This is a genomic window from Chelatococcus caeni, assembly GCF_014196925.1.
GTDB lineage: Bacteria > Pseudomonadota > Alphaproteobacteria > Rhizobiales > Beijerinckiaceae > Chelatococcus_A > Chelatococcus_A caeni.
This window is the reverse complement of record NZ_JACIEN010000003.1, coordinates 276,347-295,841: the sequence shown is the minus strand read 5'-3', so window position 1 is coordinate 295,841 and position 19,495 is coordinate 276,347. Positions and strand designations below refer to the sequence as shown.

Below are 19,495 nucleotides of genomic sequence, written 5' to 3'. Positions count from 1 at the left end.
GTGAACGCGGGTGGAGGAGGAGCCTTGGAATTCCGTCGAGAAGAACGCTACTCTTCTCAACGTGAACGCAGCTTCCCCGGTGGGAGGCAACGGCTCGCCCTGTGCTTGGCGGTAAACCGGCCGCTGCAGTTATGCTGCGTCATTCTTCCATTCAAGTTAACGATATTCGTTGGTGGATCAGGTTTCTGCGACGGCAAGAACTTTCCGTAGTTTCCCCTTTTGAGATAGTCTAGGGTGATCTTTGGGTGAGCAAAGGCCCGTCCCGTGGGGGAGGGCGTCGCTTCGAATGGCACATGAGTCCTGTTCATGCGGTTGTCGACGTGGACCGGCGCCCAGAGGGCGACGTTGGGGCAGGGAGCGTCGGGGGAGGGCGTGAAGGCGCCGTCCTGGCTGGATCAGTTTCTGACCGCGCGGTGTGGCGGGCACGAGCCGGCTGACCTCGCGGCGCTGGCCGAGGACCTTTCGGAGCAGGGCGCGCGCTGGCCAAGGACGGCCCGGGCCTGCAAGCGCGGCATCGACATCGCCGGCGCGCTCGGCGGCCTTCTTCTGCTGCTACCCATCCTCCTCGTCATCGCCTTCCTCATCAAGGCGACGAGCCGGGGGCCCGTCTTCTTCGGCTCGCCGCGCGTCGGCCGCGGCGGCAAGCCGTTCTTCATGTTGAAGTTCCGGACGATGTATGCCGACCGCGGCGATCCGACCGGGGTGAGGCATACCGTCGCCAACGATCCACGCGTGACGCCTCTGGGGGCCGTGCTGCGCCAGCGCAGCCTCGACGAGCTTCCCCAGCTTCTCAACGTGCTGCGGGGAGACATGTCGCTCGTGGGACCGCGCGCCCATCCCGTCGGCATGCTGGTCAACGGCGAGCTCTACGAGAAGGCGGTGCCCGCCTATCCGCTGCGTCATCTTGTGCGGCCCGGCATGACGGGCCTTGCGCAGCTGGCGGGCTGGCGGGGCGCGGTGACGGACCAGACCCACGCCACACGGCGCGTCGTCTGCGATCTCGCCTACATTCGCCACTTCTCCCTCTCGCTCGACATCGTCATCCTCGTCGTGACGGCCGCGCGGGAGTTCTGGGCCGGCTCGGGGACGTGACGACATGCGGCCATCATGCATCGCGGCGGACAGGGCGGAACGAAACGCTTTCTTTGCAGTTCGGCGCGAGACTGGAGCCGCATGCAAGTCAATGGTAGGATTTCGTCCGCTGAATCAGATGCCTGAATGCGCTCCGGCAGAGATGTCCTGCCCGAGTGTTCCGTTCCCAGAACCGTGGAACGTATCGCCATGCTGATCATCATCGCTCTCGGGGCACTGGTTCTCGGTCTCTTCGCCGGCCGACGCGGCAAGGCCGTGGCCTGGGCCGGCGGATCCCTTCTCGCCGCGGTCGCGGGTGGCATTGCGGGCGGCGCGTCCGGCGGATGGTCCGGCCTTGCGGCCGGCGCCGGAACGGCCGTCCTTGCCTTCAACATGGGCCTCATGCTCGTCCTGCTGCTGGAGCTGGCACGTGCGCAGCGGGGGGCCTCACCACGCGGCATGCAGCGGCCGGCGGACCGGACGACGTCGCCGAGCGCCTCGGCGAGGTGGATATCGCCGCCTCGGCCCTCGCGCGCACGGCGGCCATGATGAAGGAGCGCGACGGCCGGCAGGGCGGTGAGGCGGCTCGCAAGCCGTCGGACAAGGCAGAGAGCCAAGGTGCCCACAGGCCCGTCCGCAAGTCCCGCTGAGGTGGCGCGCGAGCCGCTCGCCGCACCGCGGGTCACCTTTCTTGGTGCTCCCTTCGATCTCCTGCCCAAGGATGCGGTGCTCGACCGGTTGAAGGATTGCAGCTCGGCGGAGCCCTTCGCCTATGTGGCGACGCCGAATGTCGACCATGTGGTGCGCCTGTCGCGCCAGCCGGACCTTCTGAGCGTCTATGAAGCGGCCTGGATGAGCTGGTGCGACAGCCACCAGATCGAGCGTCTCGGCAAGCTCGTGGGGCTCGACCTGCCCCATCTCAACGGGACCGACGTGATGGAGCGGCTGTTCGCCGAGGTGCTCGCACCGGGCGACACGCTCGCCGTGGTCGGCGCGGATGCGGCGCTGGGCGAGGCGTTGCGGCAGCGTTTTCCCCAGTACCGCTGGCACTTCCATGCGCCGCCCATGGGGCTGGCCCACAATCCGCAGGCGTGGCGGGCCGCGCTCGACTTCGTGGCGGCGCATCCGGCGCGCTTCGTCTTCCTCGCCGTCGGCTCGCCGCAATCGGAGCGCCTCGCCCTTGCGATCGTGGAGGAGGGGCGCAGTTGCGGCACGGCCTTCTGCATCGGCGCGGCGCTCGAGTTCCTCACCGGCCGTAAGCAGCGGGCGCCAGTTCTGATGCAGACGCTCGGGCTCGAATGGCTGCACCGCCTCCTGCAGGAGCCGCGTCGCCTCTGGCGCCGCTATGCCGGCTCGCTCCTTCCCTTGATGCTTCTCTTTCTGCGCGAGGTCCGGGAAAACGGCCTGCGCCGTGCGCAGAAAGTGATTCCGGAACGGCAGGCAAGGGGCTGATTTCTATCGGCTTTAGCGTGGTCGTGCTGGTCCGCTCGCCGGCTTGGCCGCACCGGCGATCCCCATGGCGAGGGCGGCGGCGGCGGTCAAGGTGATCGCCTGGTACTGGAGCGCGAAATCGACGAGACCCTGGACCGCGAGCAGGAGCCAGCTCGTCAGGGCGAAGAGCGCGACGTGCCAGCCGCCCTCGGAGCGGCGCAGCGCGCGGGCGCACATCAGCATGAGCAGCATGACGAGCAGGAGCATGGCCGCCGCGGCCGGCAGGCCGAGCTCGACGGCGAGTTCCAGGTAGATGTTATGGGCCTGCGCCCAGATGAGGAACATCTCCTGCCCCGGCTCGCGCCAGGCCGGGAAGACGAGCTGGAAGGTGCCGGCGCCGGTGCCGGTGAGCGGCCGGGCCGCGATCATCTCGGCGACCGTGCGGTAGAGCCACAGGCGCGACTGGCCCGATCCACCGTCGGCCTCGATGCGCGCCATGAGATGGGCGCCGCTGACGTGCAGGGTCGCCAGCGCAAGGCCGATGAGCATGACGGCGAGGAGCGGGACGATCAGGATAGGAGCGCGTCGGACGCTGACGAGGAGCAGCAGGCCGACGCCCGCCGCAAGGGCCGTTGCGGCCGCGCCGGAGCGCGAGCCGGTGAGGACGATGGCATTGGCCAGGATGGCGAGCGGCACGAGGAGCAGCAGCAGATAGGCGAGCGAAGCGGCCGACCGCCGCCGGATGGCGGAGATCGCTTCCGCGAGCGCGGCGAGAAGGCCGATGCCGAAATAGGCTGCGGCGGCATTCCGGTTGACGAAGGTGGCGGTCAGCGAATCGCGATAGGCCCATTTCTCGAACCAGAGGATGGTGCTGGATCCCATGAGGTCGAGCACCAGGCCGTAGAGGGCATAGCCGGCGCTCGCCCACATGAGCCAGCGCAGGAGGGCTGCGGCGCCGCCCGGGTGCGTGGCGAGCCGCAAGGTCACCCAGAAGACGGCGGCGGCCGTGGCGAAGCGCAGCGCCGCGAGCAGCGTCTGCCAGGGCGCCGCGGTGATGCGGGCCGTCAGCGGTTCGCCAAGGGCCTCCGCAGCCGCCGCCCAGATCGGGTCGGCCAGGGGGGAGCCGGGCGCGAGGGGCATGAGCGCCTGTACCAGCATCCAGCCGAGAAGGGCGGCAGCGAGCATGGCGCACAGGGCAAGTCCGGTGCGAATCAGGCCATCGAAGCGCAGGGGCACGGGGCGCAGCAGGGCGACGGCCGCGACGAAGCAGCCCGCGACGACGGCGTTGATGCACCAGAACAGCGGGCGGTTCGACGCGAGCGGCAGAGGCAGCAGGCCGAGAAACACGCCCCAAGCGCCGGTGAGGAGGCGCGCCGGGACGGAGAGCGCGGCGTGCGACGCCGTGATCGTGCGGTCGCCTCCCGCATGGCCGGCAACGCTTGCTGTCATGGCTGTTTCGTCACCCGCCCGTGGTCTTCCCGCGCCGCGATCCTAGTCCAGCCCTCCCGCTCCGGTCCATGGTGCTGCCGCAATCGTCCCCCTTGCCGCCGGGCAAGGCCGGCCCGACAATGATGCAGGCGTACAGGGGGCAGGGGCGTCCGTCCCACGCCGGAGGAGACGCGTTGGGGCAGGCGGGGCCGAGGATCCTCATCGTCATGCGGCGGGTGCCGACCCATGCGCGTGTCGGCAACACGGCCGTTCTCGTCGCGTTGGCCGAAGCGCTGCGGGGCAAGGGGGCGCGTGTCGACCTCCTCGTCGTCTCCGCGCGCGCCTTCGGGCGCCGGCCGGTGGAGCGCATCGACCTGCCCGCCGGCAGCTTCGACCGCCTCCATTGCGCGGAGGCCTTGCGGCTGGGCCGCTGGGTCGTGGCGGCGCGGCCCGGCCCGTGGATCGGCGCCCTCGGGGCGTTCGCCGGGCGGATCCTGCGCGGCGGGCGGGGCTCGCCCGGCGTCTGGCCGGCCACCCTGCCGGTGACGGCGGGGGAGATCGCAACGGTCGAGGCCGAGCTTGCGCGCGAGCCGTGCCGTGCCGTCATCGCGGACTATGTCTTCCTTGCGCCGCTCGCCCGCCTTGCCATGGCTCATGGCGCGCGCGGCATCGTCTATCTTCACGACCTCATGTCGCAGCGCCACCGCCGCTTCGTGGAGCAGGGGCGCGCGCCCGACGTGCCGGCGATGACGCTCGACGAAGAGGTGGGTCTCATCGGCGGTCTCGATGCCGCCGTGGCGATCCAGGAGGAGGAAGCGCGGCAGCTCGCCGCCCATCCCGCTGCCCCGCCCGTGCTCGTCGCGTCGATGCCGCGCAGGGCGGTGCGTGTTGCGCAGGCGGTCGCCGATCCCGACCGGCTCGTCTTCGTCGGTTCGGACAATCCGGCCAATGTCGATGCCCTCGAATGGTTTTTGGGCGACGTCTGGCCGCGCCTGCAGGCGCTGCGGCCGAATGTTCGCCTCGATGTCGTCGGCGCCATCGGCACGGCTTTCCCCGATCTGCCGCGGGGCGTGGAGCGGCATGGCGCCGTGGCCGATCTTGCGCCGTACCTGTCGCGCGCGGCGCTCGCCATCGCGCCGCAGCGCATCGGCAGCGGGCTCAACGTCAAGCTCCTCGACTATCTGGCGCACGGACTGCCGGTGGTGGCGAGCCCGCTTGCACGCGCCGGCCTGAAGGAGGAGGCCGCGGCCTGCGTGCTCGAGGCCGCCGACGGCGAGGCCTTCGCCGCCGGCATCGAGGGGCTTCTGGCCGATGACGGAAAGAGGGCCGCGTGCCGGGCGGCGGCCTTCGCCTATATCGAACGCCATCATTCGCCCGAGGCGGTGTATCAAGGCCTCTTCCGCGTCATCGGCCTCGACCGTCGGCCGGTGCCGTCGGCCGTCGCGGGGGACTGATCCGTGCATGCGCCCGTGAGCCTCGGCAGCAGCCTCCTCGTCTTCGCCAGCGGGCGCCTCGCCGCCGTCGCGCTCGGCTTTGCCTTCCAGCTCCTCGTCGTGCGCGTGCTGCCGCTCGCCGATTATGCCGGCTATGCGGTGGGGATGGCGGCGGCGCTCCTGGCGCAGTCGCTCCTGCTCTTCGGCGTGCCGACGGTGCTCGCCTACGAGGCGAGCGCGCGTCATCACGCGGGCGACGGTCCCGGCCTGCGGCGCCTGCTGGGCCGCGTCGCGGCGGTGCGGCTCGGCGTGCTCGCCCTGTTCGCCCTCGCCGCCTTCCTGGCGTCGGTCGGCGGCCTCCTGCCGGCATCGGCCGACGGCGTGCTGGTCACCGCCGCGGTGGTCTGGGCGGCGGGGCTCCTCCTCGCGAGCGACGCCGAAAGCATCTGCCAGATCCTCGGGCAACAGCGGCTGAGCCGCGCCGTCGCCGCCGGGGAGCCCCTCGTACGGCTTGCCGTCCTCGTGACGTGGCTCGGGCTCGGCCGGCACATGGATGCAGCGACCGTCGTCACGCTTTGCGCCGCAACGGCAGCCCTTGCCGGGCTCGCCCTCGTCGGCGCGGCAGCGGTGGGTGTTGCCCGGCTCGGCGCGACGGCCGGGGACGGGCAGGCGCCGCGGCAGAACCTCGCGGCGCTTGCCGGCGCAAGCTATCTCAGCACGGCCGGGGCCATGGTCATGAGCCCGCCCGCCGTGCGCCTCGCGGTATCGGGGGTGATGCCGGTCGAGCTCCTCGCGGCCTTCTCCTTCATGCAGGGACTGATGCTGAGCTTCCTGCGCCTGACATCGGGCATCGTGCTGTCGCCCTTCATCGAGCCGGCGGTGATGGGCCATGCGGCGCGCGCCGGCTCGCAGGCCCGAATGGCGGCGGCGCTGTCGCTCGTGTTCAAGCTCGACCTCGTCGTCTTCTCCACGGCTGTCGTCGGCCTGCTTGCCGGCGGGCCGGCGGTGCTGGCGCTGCTCGCCGGCGGGCGTTTTGCGGGTCTCGACTGGCTGCTGCCGGTGCTCTTCGTCCTGCCGCCGCTCTATGGCTTCTATCGCAGCCTGGAGACGGCGGCTGCCGTGATGGCGCGCCGGAGGGCGCTCGCCACCATCCTGCCCATCGGTCTCTTCTGGCTCGGGATGCTCATCCTCACCGGTCTGGTGGCGCCGCTCGCCGCCGCCCTCGTCGTCCCGATTCTCGACATCGGCGCGCGTCTCCTCCTGCTCGGGGCGAGCCTCAGGAGGAGCGGCGTGCGCGGCATCTGCGATCTGCCCTTCCTCCTCGTCGTCGTCGCGAGCGCGCTCATTGTCGGCATGGGCGCGCGTCTGATGGCGGCGGATGTGATGCCGGCCATGCAGATCCTCGTCGCGGGGCTGGCGGCGCTCGTGCACCTTGCCGTGGTGCTCGGCCGGGCGCGGCGGCTGCCAGCGGCGGAGCATGACATCGTGGCCGCGTCGATGCCGCGGTTGCTGCGCTTCCTCCCCGCGTCCGTGAAGCGCGAGGCCGTGCCATGACCGCCACCGCCGCCGGACCGGCCCTCACCGTCGTCGTCACCCGCCTCGGCATCGACGGGGGCATGGATCGGGTCGTCGAGGCGATGGCCGCCGCGCTCGCCGACCGGGGCGAGGACGATGTGCAACTCGTCTGCGTGACGACGCGCGGGCGCCTGGGCAAGCTGTTGTCGCCCCTCGTCTTCGCCGGCGCGCTGGCGCGCTGCCTCGTCCTCGGCCTCAGCGGCCGGGCGGATGTCGCGCATCTCAACCTCGCCACCCGCGGCAGCGTGCTGCGCAAGGCGCTGATGGAGCGCGTCCTGTCGCTTGCGGGCGTGCCCGTGGTCGTGCATCTGCACGGGGCCAATTTCGACGATTATTACGCGGCCTGCGGCCCCCTGATGCAGGCGGCCATCCGTGGGCTCTTCCGCCGCGCGGCCTGTGTCGTGGTGCTCGGCAGCCACTGGCAGGATTTCGTCACGCGCATCGCCGGTCCCGAGGTGATGACCGCGATCGTCTACAATGCCGTGCCGCGCGTGGCGGCTGCGACGGAGCGCGAGGACGGCAATGTGCATCTTGTCGTGCTCGGCGAGGTGGGAGAGCGCAAGGGCACCGACGTGCTGCTCGACGCGCTGTCCCTGCTGCGCGGGCGCGGCATCGGCGGCTGGCGCTGCACGATCGCCGGCAACGGGGCGGTGGAGCGTTTTCGCGCCCGGGCGGAAAGCCTCGGCCTGTCGGGGCTCGTCACCTTTCCCGGCTGGCTCGATGCGGGCGCGGCGAAGATGCTCGCCGGGCGGGCCGATGTCGTCGTCCTGCCGTCCCGGGCCGAGAACCTGCCGATGAGCATCGTGGAGGCCATGGCGGCGGGCAAGCCGGTGGTGGCGACGCCCGTCGGCGCCGTCGCCGAGATCCTCCACGACGGGGTCGAAGGCCGGCTCGTGCCCGTGGGCGATGCAGCAGCCCTGGCCGATGCACTTGCCGGGCTCATCGGCGACCGGGAGGCGCGCCGGCGCATGGGAGAAGCCGCGGCAGCCCGCCATGCGGCCGACCTCGACAGCGGCGTCTTCATCGAGCGGCTGGTGGCCGTCTGGCGCAAAGCGGCGGGGAGGGCGGCATGATCGCGGCGCTGCGCAACCGCTGGCCTGGGCTGTTTTCAGGGCGTGGCCGGCCGCGCACCATCAGCCTCGGTCATGCGGCGATGCCGGAGGGCCTGCGCGTCTATTGCATCGGCGACATCCACGGGCGGGCGGATCTGCTTGCCCGTGTGCTCGCCGCCGTTGCTGAGGACCTGCGCGGCCATGACGGCGAGGTGGCGCTGGTAACGCTCGGGGACTATGTCGACCGCGGCCCGGATACGGCGCAGGTGCTCGACATGCTGGCGGCCGGCCCGCTGCCGGGCATCACCTTCCATCCGCTCATCGGCAACCACGAGGTCATGCTCCTTTCCGCGCGGATGGGCAGTGGCGATGCCATGGCCTGGCTGACGAACGGCGGGGACGCGACGCTCGCGTCCTACGGCATCGACTGGCGCAGCCTCGCGCCGGAGCGCGGCTTTCCCGAGCTCGCGGACGTCCTTCGGCGTCGCATGCCGCAGGGCCATGTGGACTTCCTGAGGCGTTGCGCGCTGACCCATGCCGCCGGCGATTATCTCTTCGTGCATGCCGGCATCCGGCCGGGCGTGCCGCTGGCGCAGCAGCGGCCGGAGGATCTCGTCGGCATCCGCCGGCCGTTCCTCGATGCGGCTCAATTGCACGAGAAGGTCGTGGTCCACGGCCATACCATCGTCGAGACGCCCGAGGTCTGCCGCAACCGCATCGGCATCGACACGGGGGCCTATGCGTCGGACGTGCTGACCTGCCTGTGCCTCGAGGGGCGGGGTTATCGTTTCCTCGCCTCGTAGGCGGTTCGGGCGGCTTTCGTGCGCGTTGTCGCCTACCCCTTCAGCGTGCTAGCTTTTTTCCGATCAGTGTGTCCCGTTCGGGATGAGGAGACTTCATGGCGTTCGTGCGTCTTCCGCATTCGCGTCGCAACGCCATCTCCGCTGCGGTCTTCCGGAAGCTGCCACCTTGGTCGATGGGTCCCGTGCCGCTGCCCGATGGGCCGGCGGGCCGGGGGGAGGGGCATCTTTGAACGAGTTCGATCTTCAGTCGCTTATGGGCCTGCTGCGCCGCCAGCGCCTCGCCATCGCCGTCACCGTCGCCGCCATTCTTGGCCTCGTCGTCCTCGCGCTGTCGCAGGTCCCCTCGCGCTATTCCGCGACGACGCTGGTCATGATCGACCCGCGCGAGCAGAGGCTGGTCAGCCTTGACAATGCGGCGCCCGCTCCGCCCAACATCGGCGCCGTCGACGGCGAGGTGGAGATCATGGCGTCGCCGGTGATCGCGCGGCGCGTCATCGCCAGGCTCAACCTGCAGGACGACGAGGAATTCAACCGGCCGGATCTCCTGGCCCAGATTGCCGCGGGCCTCTGGCCGGCCGCCGTCGACGGGGCCGAGGGGCAGTTGCAGCCGGGCCAGCCGCTCTCACCGCGCGTCGAGCGGCGAATCATCGACCGGCTGGCGCGGCGCGTCGACATCTCCCGCCGCGGCGTCACCTCGATCATCGCCGTCGAAGCCTCCTCGCGCGATCCGGACAAGGCGGCCCGCATCGCCAATGCCTATGCCCAGGCCTATATCGACGACCAGATCGCGAGCCGGCTGCGGCTCGTGGCCAATGCCGAACGTGTCCTCGCCAGCCGGGTGACGGATCTCGGCGAGGAACTGCGCCGGGCTGAAGCCGAGCTCGACCGCTACACGCTGGAGCAGATGATGGAGCGGGCCGGGGAGGACGGCCGCAACCGGCTGCTCTCCCTGCGCACGACACTCGAGGAGGACATCGCCGCGCGGACCGACGCGCTCACCCGGTTGCGGGCGCTCGAGGCGCTGGTGCAGGCGGGGGATGCGGCCGGCATCGCCAGGGTGCTGGCGGGGGGCGAGAGCGAGCAGCTCACCGAGGAGCGCCGGGAGATCGAGCGCCAGCTGTCGGCCAGGCTGCCGGCGGCGCGGGCGGCGGCGCTGCGCACGCGGCTCACCGCCATCGATGCGCGCATCGTGGCGCTCGGCAGTGCCCGCGCCGAGGAGCTGCAGCGGACGGCGGACGTGTCCGAGCAGCGGGCGCAGCAGGTTCGCCGCGACCTCGACATGCTCGTCAATGCATCCGACCTGCCGGCCGATGCGTCGGTCCAGCTCTACAAGCTCCGCGAGGAAGTGGCGGCGACCCGTGCGCTCTACCAGAACTACCTCGGCCGCCTCAGGCAGGTGAGCCAGCAGCGCGGCCTCGTGCTGGCCGACAGCCGCGTCGTCGCAGAGGCGATGGCCGCGGTGCGGCCGAGCTTCCCGCCGACGGTGCCGATCCTGTTCGCCTCGCTGTTCCTCGCCTTCGGAGCGGGGTTCGGCATCGCCTGGGTCCGCGACACCTACGGCCGCGGCTTCCTCAGGGCGGACGAGGTGGAGGAGGCGACGGGGCTCGACGTCGTCGCGAGCATGCCGCAGGTCGAGGCAGCCAAGGGCGGTGTGCCGGTGCAGGACAAGGTGGTGCGCGAGCCCGGCTCGGCCTATGCCGAAGCGATTCGCCGTCTGCGCCTGGGGCTCGACATCCTGATGAGCGCCGGCGAGGGCGAGGCGGCGGGGAAGGTCGTGCTCGTCACCTCGACGAAGCCGGGGGAGGGCAAGTCCGTCACGGCCGTCGCGCTCGGGCGGGCGGCGGCCCTCGCCGGCCGCAGGACGCTCGTCATCGACTGCGACCTGCGCAAGCCGAGCGTGCATCGCCTGCTCAAGGCCAAGGTCAAGACGAGCCTCGTCGACATCCTCGCCGACCGGGCGACAACCGCCCATGTCAACGACATGCGGGTGGTCGACGCGCTCAGCGACATGTCGGCCTTCGTCAGCGGCGATGCGCAGTATTTCCCGGCCGAGAGCATCCTCGATTCGGCGCGCTTCCGGGCGTTGCTGGAGGGTTGCCGCAAGGCCTTCGACGTCATCATCCTCGATGCGCCGCCGCTGGCCGTCGTCTCCGACCCGCTGCTGCTCGCCGTCTATGCCGACGTTGTGCTCTATGTCGTGCACTGGAAGACGACGACGCAGCGCGAGGTGCTGCAGAGCCTCAAGGAACTGCGCCGGGTCAAGGGCGAGACAGTCTATGTCGCGCTGAACGGCGTCGATGCCTCGTCGGGAGAAGAGAGCTACTATCCCTATACGACCAACGGACGAAAGCCGGGCGAGGCCTCGTAAGGTTCGCCCGGGTCCTCGTCAGACGCTGTGCCAGACCCACATCTGGGTGGGGGACTGGACCTTTTCCCACCAGTAGGGGGTGCTGCGCCAGGGCCTGACGGCCTCGGACAGATTGTCGAGGACGTAGTCGCCCCTGTCCGTCCGCACCACGAGAACGGCGTGCTGCTCGCCGCCCGGGATGCGCACGATAGCCATCAGCAGGGCGCTGGAAGGCCAGCCCTGGGCGATGAGGCGCTGGCGCTTCGTCAGGGCGTAGTCCTTGCAGTTGCCCGCGGCCGGAGCCACGCGCCACCTGTCGAGCACGCCCATCCGGTTGAGGCCGGCCACGGGGCGAATGGAGCTGTTGACGGCAGTATTGACGGCGAGCATCTGCTGCAGCCGCTTGGACGAGAGCCTGATCTGCCCGTCACCCGTCACATCTCCTGCGCCCGCGCGCGGCCGGCATACGGCGGGCTGATTGATGCAAAGGTCGTAATAGCCCTCGGGGATCGGCACGGATGTGCCGAGACTGATATGCGTCGACCGGCGGAGCCCGAACGCCTCGAGCGGGTCGACGGAGGGGGCTGTCATGGCAGGCGCCGCAGAAACGCACAGCATTGCGGCGACGGCGATAGCAAGCTCTCTCGTTTTCATGATGGGACGCCTCTTATTGTCTTGAATAAGGCAATTCTGCGTCCCTTCTTATAAATATCTCCTGCCGATAAAAGTGCAATTGTACGTATTCATGACCGTGGACTATCGTCCTAAGCGCATTTCAACTTATGGTAAAATTTATTAAAACTTTTAACTATAAGGTTTTATGGGTTTTGTTGGCTATTTGGAACGGGTAGGGTGGTGTTCCTTTCCGCAACGCTGGCGCCTTTGCGCGTCGCCGGGTCTTCTCTGCGGCTCAAGGGCGCCGCTATGCGTGCGAAATGCCTGCGGCGCCGTCGAAGGACGGCGTCCGCGGCCCATGCGCAGGCCGAGGGCTAGATTCCTGTCTCGGGCAGGAAAGTCCTGATCGGATTTTTTTCGCGCGGCCGGGATGCGGCAGGCGGTTGGGGCCCTGCCGCCGGCGCCCTCAAGCTGGGCGCCGTCGCGAAATCCGGGAACGCGTTACCCGAACATTCCGGCCGGAGCGCGTGGCAGTCGGGCGGGGGAAGTCGCCTTCCTGCGAGCGGCCTGAGGCGGGATGCAAAAAACAAAACCCGCAGAAGACCTGCGGGTTTCCAGAGGATATCAATGAACGCTGTCTCGTCCGCGTTTCTTCTTCTGCCGCTCAGCCGCTGCTGCCGGAATTGTCGGAGAGCGCGGCGGGCGTGTCGACTGCGGCAGGCCGGTCAGCCACGACAGCGACGAAGCCGATGGGGCACAGGCCGCCACGTTCCAAGATGAAAGCCGGGGCCGTGTTCGGCGGAACAGGCTGGCACACGATGGCCTGGAATGGGCCGTTATTGATCGTCGGGGCCTGCTGGGCACCCGCCGGGACGAAAGACAAAGCAAAGGCACCTGCGGCGGCCAGCGCCGCCAAACCATAACGAGACCGAATGAGCGGCAACATAGCCCGCGCCCTCCACAAGAGATCGATAAAAATTTATCAGTTTTTTAGTAAAAGCGGAAGCGGTCTTATCGAACCAAGTTTTGCAAAGTCGAGAAGGGCTGTTTCAGGCGTTGGCCGCCGCCTGGCAGGCCATGAGGATAGCGCCTTCGGTGGCGTCCGCCGCGGCCGGAACGACCCTGTCCGTCACGTAGGGAGGCAGCCACGGCTGCAGTGCGCCGGCCACGCCGCCCATCAGGCAGAGCCGCGGAGCACCGGCGCCAAGGAGGCGCTCGGCGATGCGCGCGACATCGCGGGCGGCCGCCTCGACGAGACTCACGGCCAGGGCGTCGCGCTGGCTCGCATAGTCGAAGACGAGCGGTGCCAGGCGCGCAAAATCGGCCGGGCGGGCAGAGCGCGCCCAGTCGATGATCATCTCGGGATTGCGGCCGAAGCCGTCGAGCAGCGTCTCCGCCAGCGCGGTCATCGCCGCCCGCCCGTCATAGGCCCAGAGTGCCCGCCGGATCGCCTCACGGCCGATGGCGAGGCCGCTGCCCTCGTCGGAGATCTCGGCGCCCCAGCCGCCTACGTAAGTACGCTCGCCGTTGACGATCGACAGCCCGCAGGAGCCGGTGCCCACGATGAGGATGGCCCCGTTCTCGCCGCCGAAGGCGCCGAGCCAGGCGGCATAGGCGTCCGTGTCGAGCGAGATCGAGCGGAAGGGCATCCGGCTCGCCAAGAACTGCTCGCGGGCGGAGGTCTGGGCCGCCCCGGCGAGGCCGAAGCCGGCGTGGATGAGCGACGTCGTCTCGCGCGGAAGACCGGCGCGGTCGAGGATCGCGTAGCAGCCGGCGAGGATGGAGCGGGCCACCGTCTCGGGATCGAAGCGGATGTTGGAGGGCCCGCCGCTCGCCTCGCCGACGAGGGTGCCGTCGCCGGAGCGCAGGCGCAGGCGGCACTGGGTGCCGCCGCCGTCGACGCCGAGAAGGAAGGTGTCTGCCGCGCCCGATACGAACATCACGCGAGTATAGACGGATTCGGGCGCGGCGCAGGAAGCGGCGTTGCGGCGCAGGCTGCAATCGGGCCGTCAGGCGCCCTTCTTGCTGGCGTTGGGGAAGAAGAGCTGCTCGCCCTCGATCCTGTAGCTGGCGATGGCGGCCTGGCCTTCGGGCGAGATGACCCAGTCGATGAAGGCGCGGGCCTCCTTCTCCTTCACATGCGCATGGCGCGCCGGATTGACGAGGATGATGCCGTATTGGTTGAAGAGCCGGTCGTCGCCCTCGACGAGGATGGCGAGATCGCCGCGGTTCTTGAAGCTCAGCCACGTGCCGCGGTCGGCGAGGATGTAGGCATCCATGCCCGCCGCGGTGTTGAGGGCGGGCCCCATGCCCGAGCCCGTCTCGCGATACCAGTTGCCGCCGGCCTTCGGGTCGAGCGCCGCGAGCTTCCACAGGTCGAGCTCGGCCTTGTGGGTGCCGCTGTCGTCGCCGCGCGAGACGAAGGGCGCCTTCTTCCCGGCGATGGCCTGCAGCGCCTTGACGGCATCGCGGCTGCCCTTGACGCCGGCCGGGTCGCTCTTCGGCCCGACGAGGACGAAGTCGTTGTACATCACGTCGGAGCGGCCGACGCCGAAGCCCTTGGCGACGAAATCCTCCTCCGCGCTCCTGGCGTGGACGAAAACGACGTCGGCATCGCCGCGCTCGCCGATCTTCAGCGCCTGGCCGGTGCCCACCGCGACGACGCGCACCTCGATGCCGGTCTTCTCGGTGAATTGCGGCAGGAGATGCTTGAAGAGGCCGGACTGCTCGGTGGAGGTCGTGGAGGCGACGGTGATGAAGGGCTTTTCCGTCGTCTGCGCCCCGGCCGGGGCGGCAAATCCCCAAATCGCTGCGCCCATGGCTGCGGCCATGACGGCGCGGCGGGTCGTTTCGAACAGCCTCATGATCATCTCCCGTCCAATCGTTCAGCCCACGATGTCGCCGCGCAGGAAGGCGGCCGCCTGCGGCGTGCGCGGGCGCTCGAAGAATTCCCCGGCCGGCGTGTGCTCCATGAGCCGGCCGCGGCAGAGGAACAGCACCTCGTCGGCGAGGCGCCGGGCCTGGCCGAGATCGTGCGTCGTCATGATGATCTTGGTGCCGGCGGCATCGATGGCGCGGATGGCGTCCTCGATCGCGCGGCAGGCGCCGGGGTCGAGGCTGGCCGTCGGCTCGTCGAGAAAGAGCACGTCCGGCTTCAGGGCCGCCGCGCGGGCAATGGCGAGGCGCTGCTGCTCGCCGCCGGAGAGCACGCGCGCCGGCCGCTCGGCGACATGGGCGAGGCCGACGCTCGCGAGCGCGTCGCGGGCACGCGCCGGGCGTTCGCTGCGTCCGAGGCGGCCCTGCAGCGACAGGGCATAGGTGATGTTGGCGAGGGCGGAGCGGCGCAGCAGCACCGGCCGCTGGAACACCATCGCCTGCCGCCGGGCGACGTCCTGGCGCCCGAAGGCGTCGGCGCCGGCCCAGCGCACGGCGCCGTTCGTCGGCGCGATGAGGCCGTGGCACAGGCGCAGCAGCAGGCTCTTGCCGGCGCCGTTGGGGCCGAGGACGACGGTGCGGCTCGACGGGCCAATGGTGGCCGAGATGCCGTCGATGAGCGTCTCGCCGCCGCGCGCATAGGTCAGCCGGTCGAGGGTGAGGGGAAGGATGGTGGCCCGGGCATGCATCGGCGGCCTCATCCCGCTGCGCGGCGGGCCGTGGCGCCGAACAGGTGGGCAGCGGCGTTGATGACGAGCACGATGACGAGCAGCACGATGCCGAGGCCGAGCGCCAGCGGCAGGTCGCCCTTGCTCGTCTCGAGCGCGATGGCCGTCGTCATGGTGCGCGTGACGCCGTCGATGTTGCCGCCGACGACGAGGATGGCGCCGACCTCCGCCATGGCGCGGCCGAGCCCGGCGAGGATCGCCGTGACGAGGCTGAAGCGCGCGTCCCACAGAAGCGTCGGCACGGCCCGCAGCCGGCCGGCGCCGAGGGAGGTGAGCTGCTCGCTGTATTCCGTCCACAGGTCGGCGACCACCTGACGGGTCAGCGCCGCGATGATCGGCGTCACCAGCAGCGTCTGGGCGATGACCATGGCCGTCGGGGTGAACAGGAGGCCATAGGGGCCGAGCGGGCCGGCCCGCGAGAGGAGGAGATAAACGAGCAGCCCCGCGACCACCGGCGGCAGGCCCATCAGGGCATTGATGACGACGATGACGGCGCCGCGACCGGGAAAGCGGGCGAGCGCCAGCGCAGCGCCAAGCGGCAGGCCGATCAGGGCGGCGCAGAAGACGGCGGTGAGGCTGACCTTCAGCGAGAGGGCGGCAATCTCGACGAGGGCCGTATCGCCCGTGACGATCAGCCGCCACGCCGCCGCCAATGCTTCGTCGAACCCCTGCAATCTCGCCTCTCATCCGGCCACGACCGTTCCCGCACGACCGTGCCTCATGCCCATGATGCACGGCTGCGCCGTGAAACCGATATGATATCTGAAGCATATCGGGGATAGGCGGGGCCTATCCCCGTTCCGCCATTGTCGCGCCGCGAGGGAGGTGAAGCTCCGGCGCGCCTGCGTCGACATGAGCCGAGCCAGCGCCTTTGCCGGACGAATCACTCCTCCGGCGCGTCGCGCATCATGGCGCGCAGCCCGGCGGCTTCGCCGGCAATGGACTGCAGCGCCTTGCGTTCCATTTCCTCGTAGAGGGTGAGGACGCGCAGGCCCGCGTCGGTGAGGCGCGCGCCGCCGCCGCCGGAGCCGCCCTTGGCCGCATCGACGAGCGGCTCGCGAAAGCAGGTGTTCATGGTGCGCACCAGGAGCCAGCTGCGCCGGTAGCTCATGTTCATGCGCCGGCCCGCGGCCGCGATGGAGCCGGTGTCGCGAATGCCGCGCAGCAGCTCGGCCTTGCCGGGGCCGATGGCGATGGACGAGCCCAGCAGGAGGCGCAGGCGTACCTCGACGTGCTCCTCCATGGCGGTGCGGCTGCCTCCTCCTCGCTGCGGGATCGAGGAGATTATACGGCGACGAGCGGCGCTTTCACCTGCGGGCCGCGATCGAGCCAGGCCGGCACCGGCAGGCCCTTCTCGCGCAGGAACGCGGGGTTGAACAGCTTCGACTGGTAGCGCGTGCCGTAGTCGGCGAGCACCGTCACGATGGTGTGGCCGGGGCCGAGATGCCGGGCGAGGCGAATGGCGCCGGCGACGTTGATGCCGGACGAGCCGCCGAGGCACAGGCCCTCGTGCTCCAGAAGCTCGAAGACGAGGGGAATGGCCTCCTCGTCCGGGATCTGGAAGGCGACGTCGACCGGCGCCCCTTCGATGTTCTTGGTGATGCGGCCCTGGCCGATGCCCTCGGTGATGGACGAGCCCTCGGCCTTGAGGCTGCCGTGGGCGTAGTAGTGGTAGAGGGCGGCGCCCATGGGATCGGCGAGGCCGACGGTGATCTTCGGGTTGCGCTCCTTCAGCGCCATGGCGACGCCGGCGAGCGTGCCGCCGGTGCCGACGGCGCAGATGAAGCCGTCGACCTTGCCGCCCGTCTCGTCCCAGATCTCGGGGCCGGTGGTCTCGATATGCGCCTGCCGGTTGGCGACATTGTCGAACTGGTTGGCCCAGACCGCGCCCCTGGGGTCGCTCGCCGCGATCTCCTCAGCGAGGCGGCCGGAGACCTTCACGTAGTTGTTGGGATTGGCATAGGGGACGGCCGGCACCTCGACGAGTTCGGCCCCCAGAAGACGAAGGGTGTCCTTCTTCTCCTGCGACTGGGTGTCGGGAATGACGATGACGGTGCGGAAGCCCATCGCATTGCCGACGAGCGCGAGGCCGATGCCCGTATTGCCGGCCGTGCCCTCGACGATGGTGCCGCCGGGCTTCAGGGTGCCTTTCGCCAGCGCGTCCTTGATGATGAACAGCGCCGCCCGGTCCTTGACGGACTGGCCGGGGTTCATGAACTCGGCCTTGCCGAGAATCTCGCAGCCCGTCATCTCGGAGGCCCGCTCGAGGCGGATGAGGGGGGTGTTGCCGATGGCTTCGACGACACTTGGCTTGATGCTCATGGGCGGGCTCCGTTGCAGCTCATGACCGGCTGCCGCAGGCATTAAGGCATGGCGGATGAATTGTCCAACGATCCCGCGGCGCCCGCGTCAAAGCACGTTTTCCGGCGGGTTTTACGTGGCCGCGGGCACGGTTGACGCGGTCCGCCCCTTGCCCGAAAAATGCGGCCGGCAGGAGGGGCTGATGGGCCGGCTGACCACACATGTGCTCGACACCGCCGCCGGCCGACCGGCCGAGGGCATTCGCATCATGCTCTTCCGGCTCGAGGCGGACGGGAAACGGACTCTGGTCGCCGAGGCCGTGACGAATGCCGACGGGCGGACCGATGCGCCGCTCCTCGCCGGGGCCGACTACCGGCCCGGGCGCTACGAACTCGTCTTCCACGTGGGCGCCTATTTCCGGCGCGACGGGCGCGGCGGGACGGTCCTGCCTTTCCTCGACGAGGTGCCGGTGCGGTGTGGCCTCGCCGAGGCCGACGGCCACTACCACGTGCCGCTGCTCGTTTCTCCCTGGAGCTATGCGACCTACCGCGGCAGTTGATGCCGCCGATCCGCGCGGATCGGGTGGCCCCAAGTTTTTTCGAAGAGGAGTTGATGTCATGGGATTGTTCAGCTTCATCAAGGAAGCCGGAGAGAAGCTCTTCGGCGCGAGCGAGGCGAAGGCGGCGACGCCGGAGGAACTGAAGAAGGAAGTCGCCAAGCACGGCCTCAAGGTCGACGGGCTCGACATCGCCGTGTCCGGCGACACCGTGAAGGTGTCCGGCAAGGCGCTGTCGACGGAGGAGGCCGAGAAGGTCATCCTCGCGCTCGGCAACACCGTCGGCGTCGCAGCGGTGGACGATGCGCTTATCGTGGAGCAGGAAGCGCCCAAGGCGACGATGTACACCGTGGTGAAGGGCGACACGCTGTGGAAGATCGCCGAAAGCCACTACGGCAAGGGCAACGGCGCCAAGCACACCGTGATCTTCGAGGCCAACAGGCCGATGCTGACGCATCCCGACAAGATCTATCCGGGCCAGGTGCTGCGCATTCCGCCCGTCTCCTGAAGCCTTGGCCGAACCCCTGTCTCCCGGCGGGCCGGGAGACAGGTTGCTCCAGTGTCACCGCTCTTGTCTTGTCCGCCGGGAGGCGACAATCTCCGCGTCCGCCTCCGAATCGCCGGAGGCGGAAGAGCGGTGACGGCGAGGACAGGACATGACGACGGTGATCGACCTCGATCGCGAGACCGTGGCGGCGGGTCTTGCCGACGGCTCAGTCGTGCTCGTCGATGTGCGCGAGCCGCATGAATTTGCCGCCGGGCACATTCCCGGGAGCGTTTCCCTGCCGCTTTCCAGCTTCGATCCCGGCGCTCTCGCCGCCTATGCGGGACGGCGAATCGTATTTTCCTGCGCAGCAGGAGTGCGCTCCCAGCAGGCGCTGATGCTGAGCCAGGCAGCAGGCCTCGATCTGTCGGAGCACTATCGCGGCGGCTTTAAGGACTGGATCCTGAGCGGCGGCCCTGTCGAGGTCTAGGCCCTTGCGCCTCGACGGACGCCGGTCCGGCGCAGAGGCAAATATCCTCGCCGGCGGAAATGCACTATCATCAGAACGATAGGCGCCTTTCCGCCTGAATTGAATCAAACGCCGCCAAAGTCGTCTTGCTGCGCGAATGGGGCTGCCGCGCGGCGGAAAGACGGCCTTCATGCCACGGTGTCAGTGTTGCATTGCGGCAACCATGGCAATTCGGTGGCGAATGTTGCACCTGCTGCCCTTGTTATCC

At 69.5% G+C, this 19,495-nt stretch carries 20 protein-coding genes; 11 read left to right on the top strand and 9 right to left on the bottom strand.

Annotated elements, in window-relative coordinates:
• Positions 1–306: 306 nt before the first annotated feature.
• The 3 genes from GGR16_RS14305 (at position 307) to GGR16_RS14295 (ending at position 2,523) form a co-directional block, all read left to right on the top strand.
• Complete coding sequence (locus GGR16_RS14305) at positions 307–1,092, top strand: sugar transferase (protein WP_197286591.1); 786 nt, start codon at positions 307–309, stop codon at positions 1,090–1,092.
• Between the two features lie 189 nt (positions 1,093–1,281).
• The gene (locus GGR16_RS14300; RefSeq protein WP_183317023.1) at positions 1,282–1,620 is read left to right on the top strand and encodes a hypothetical protein; all 339 of its coding nucleotides are present in this window, start codon (positions 1,282–1,284) and stop codon (positions 1,618–1,620) included.
• Positions 1,621–1,689: 69 nt separating this feature from the next.
• Positions 1,690–2,523 (top strand): WecB/TagA/CpsF family glycosyltransferase, encoded by an 834-nt coding sequence (locus GGR16_RS14295; RefSeq protein WP_197286590.1) that lies wholly within the window; start codon positions 1,690–1,692, stop codon positions 2,521–2,523.
• Positions 2,524–2,535: 12 nt separating this feature from the next.
• On the opposite strand, the gene GGR16_RS14290 is transcribed toward GGR16_RS14295, so the two are convergent.
• Complete coding sequence (locus tag GGR16_RS14290; protein ID WP_019401019.1) at positions 2,536–3,951, bottom strand: O-antigen ligase family protein; 1,416 nt, start codon at positions 3,949–3,951, stop codon at positions 2,536–2,538.
• 173 nt (positions 3,952–4,124) lie between these two features.
• Here GGR16_RS14290 and GGR16_RS14285 point away from each other — a divergent pair, with 173 nt between their 5' ends.
• From GGR16_RS14285 to GGR16_RS14265, 5 genes are all read left to right on the top strand, one after another.
• The gene (locus tag GGR16_RS14285; RefSeq protein WP_019401018.1) at positions 4,125–5,384 is read left to right on the top strand and encodes a glycosyltransferase; all 1,260 of its coding nucleotides are present in this window, start codon (positions 4,125–4,127) and stop codon (positions 5,382–5,384) included.
• Positions 5,385–5,387: 3 nt separating this feature from the next.
• Positions 5,388–6,917, top strand: a complete 1,530-nt coding sequence (locus tag GGR16_RS14280; RefSeq protein ID WP_019401017.1) for a hypothetical protein — start codon at positions 5,388–5,390, stop codon at positions 6,915–6,917.
• Positions 6,914–8,011, top strand: a complete 1,098-nt coding sequence (locus tag GGR16_RS14275) for a glycosyltransferase family 4 protein (RefSeq protein WP_019401016.1) — start codon at positions 6,914–6,916, stop codon at positions 8,009–8,011. Before GGR16_RS14280 ends, GGR16_RS14275 begins: the two co-directional genes overlap by 4 nt.
• Positions 8,008–8,793 (top strand): metallophosphoesterase, encoded by a 786-nt coding sequence (locus GGR16_RS14270; protein ID WP_019401015.1) that lies wholly within the window; start codon positions 8,008–8,010, stop codon positions 8,791–8,793. Before GGR16_RS14275 ends, GGR16_RS14270 begins: the two co-directional genes overlap by 4 nt.
• 226 nt (positions 8,794–9,019) lie before the next feature.
• A complete protein-coding gene (locus GGR16_RS14265) occupies positions 9,020–11,161 on the top strand; it encodes a GumC family protein (RefSeq protein ID WP_183317022.1) in 2,142 nt (713 codons plus the stop codon).
• A gap of 18 nt (positions 11,162–11,179) precedes the next feature.
• Here GGR16_RS14265 and GGR16_RS14260 read toward each other — a convergent pair whose 3' ends face one another.
• The 8 genes from GGR16_RS14260 to GGR16_RS14225 all read right to left on the bottom strand — a co-directional run bounded on the left by GGR16_RS14260 (position 11,180) and on the right by GGR16_RS14225 (position 17,739).
• Complete coding sequence (locus GGR16_RS14260) at positions 11,180–11,731, bottom strand: transglutaminase-like cysteine peptidase (protein ID WP_157672215.1); 552 nt, start codon at positions 11,729–11,731, stop codon at positions 11,180–11,182.
• Positions 11,732–12,419: 688 nt separating this feature from the next.
• Entirely contained in the window at positions 12,420–12,701 is a 282-nt protein-coding gene (locus GGR16_RS14255; protein ID WP_019401012.1) for a hypothetical protein, read from the bottom strand.
• A gap of 103 nt (positions 12,702–12,804) precedes the next feature.
• Positions 12,805–13,695: a glucosamine kinase nucleotide-binding domain-containing protein gene (locus GGR16_RS14250; RefSeq protein WP_183317243.1), complete on the bottom strand. Its 891-nt coding sequence runs from the start codon at positions 13,693–13,695 to the stop codon at positions 12,805–12,807.
• Positions 13,696–13,764: 69 nt separating this feature from the next.
• Positions 13,765–14,625, bottom strand: a complete 861-nt coding sequence (locus GGR16_RS14245) for an ABC transporter substrate-binding protein (RefSeq protein WP_183317021.1) — start codon at positions 14,623–14,625, stop codon at positions 13,765–13,767.
• Positions 14,626–14,640: 15 nt separating this feature from the next.
• A complete protein-coding gene (locus GGR16_RS14240) occupies positions 14,641–15,378 on the bottom strand; it encodes an ATP-binding cassette domain-containing protein (RefSeq protein ID WP_183317020.1) in 738 nt (245 codons plus the stop codon).
• Between the two features lie 8 nt (positions 15,379–15,386).
• On the bottom strand, positions 15,387–16,091 hold the full coding sequence (locus GGR16_RS14235) for an ABC transporter permease (RefSeq protein ID WP_040403673.1): 705 nt from the start codon (positions 16,089–16,091) through the stop codon (positions 15,387–15,389).
• Between the two features lie 209 nt (positions 16,092–16,300).
• Entirely contained in the window at positions 16,301–16,660 is a 360-nt protein-coding gene (locus GGR16_RS14230; protein WP_019401007.1) for a winged helix-turn-helix domain-containing protein, read from the bottom strand.
• Between the two features lie 41 nt (positions 16,661–16,701).
• Positions 16,702–17,739: a cysteine synthase A gene (locus tag GGR16_RS14225; protein ID WP_019401006.1), complete on the bottom strand. Its 1,038-nt coding sequence runs from the start codon at positions 17,737–17,739 to the stop codon at positions 16,702–16,704.
• Between the two features lie 181 nt (positions 17,740–17,920).
• Between GGR16_RS14225 and uraH the strand changes: the two genes are divergently transcribed.
• The 3 genes from uraH (at position 17,921) to GGR16_RS14210 (ending at position 19,248) form a co-directional block, all read left to right on the top strand.
• Entirely contained in the window at positions 17,921–18,277 is a 357-nt protein-coding gene (gene uraH, locus GGR16_RS14220; RefSeq protein ID WP_019401005.1) for a hydroxyisourate hydrolase, read from the top strand.
• Between the two features lie 58 nt (positions 18,278–18,335).
• A complete protein-coding gene (gene lysM, locus GGR16_RS14215) occupies positions 18,336–18,782 on the top strand; it encodes a peptidoglycan-binding protein LysM (RefSeq protein ID WP_019401004.1) in 447 nt (148 codons plus the stop codon).
• A 148-nt stretch (positions 18,783–18,930) separates the two neighbouring features.
• Complete coding sequence (locus tag GGR16_RS14210) at positions 18,931–19,248, top strand: rhodanese-like domain-containing protein (RefSeq protein ID WP_019401003.1); 318 nt, start codon at positions 18,931–18,933, stop codon at positions 19,246–19,248.
• The last annotated feature ends 247 nt before the right edge of the window (positions 19,249–19,495 follow it).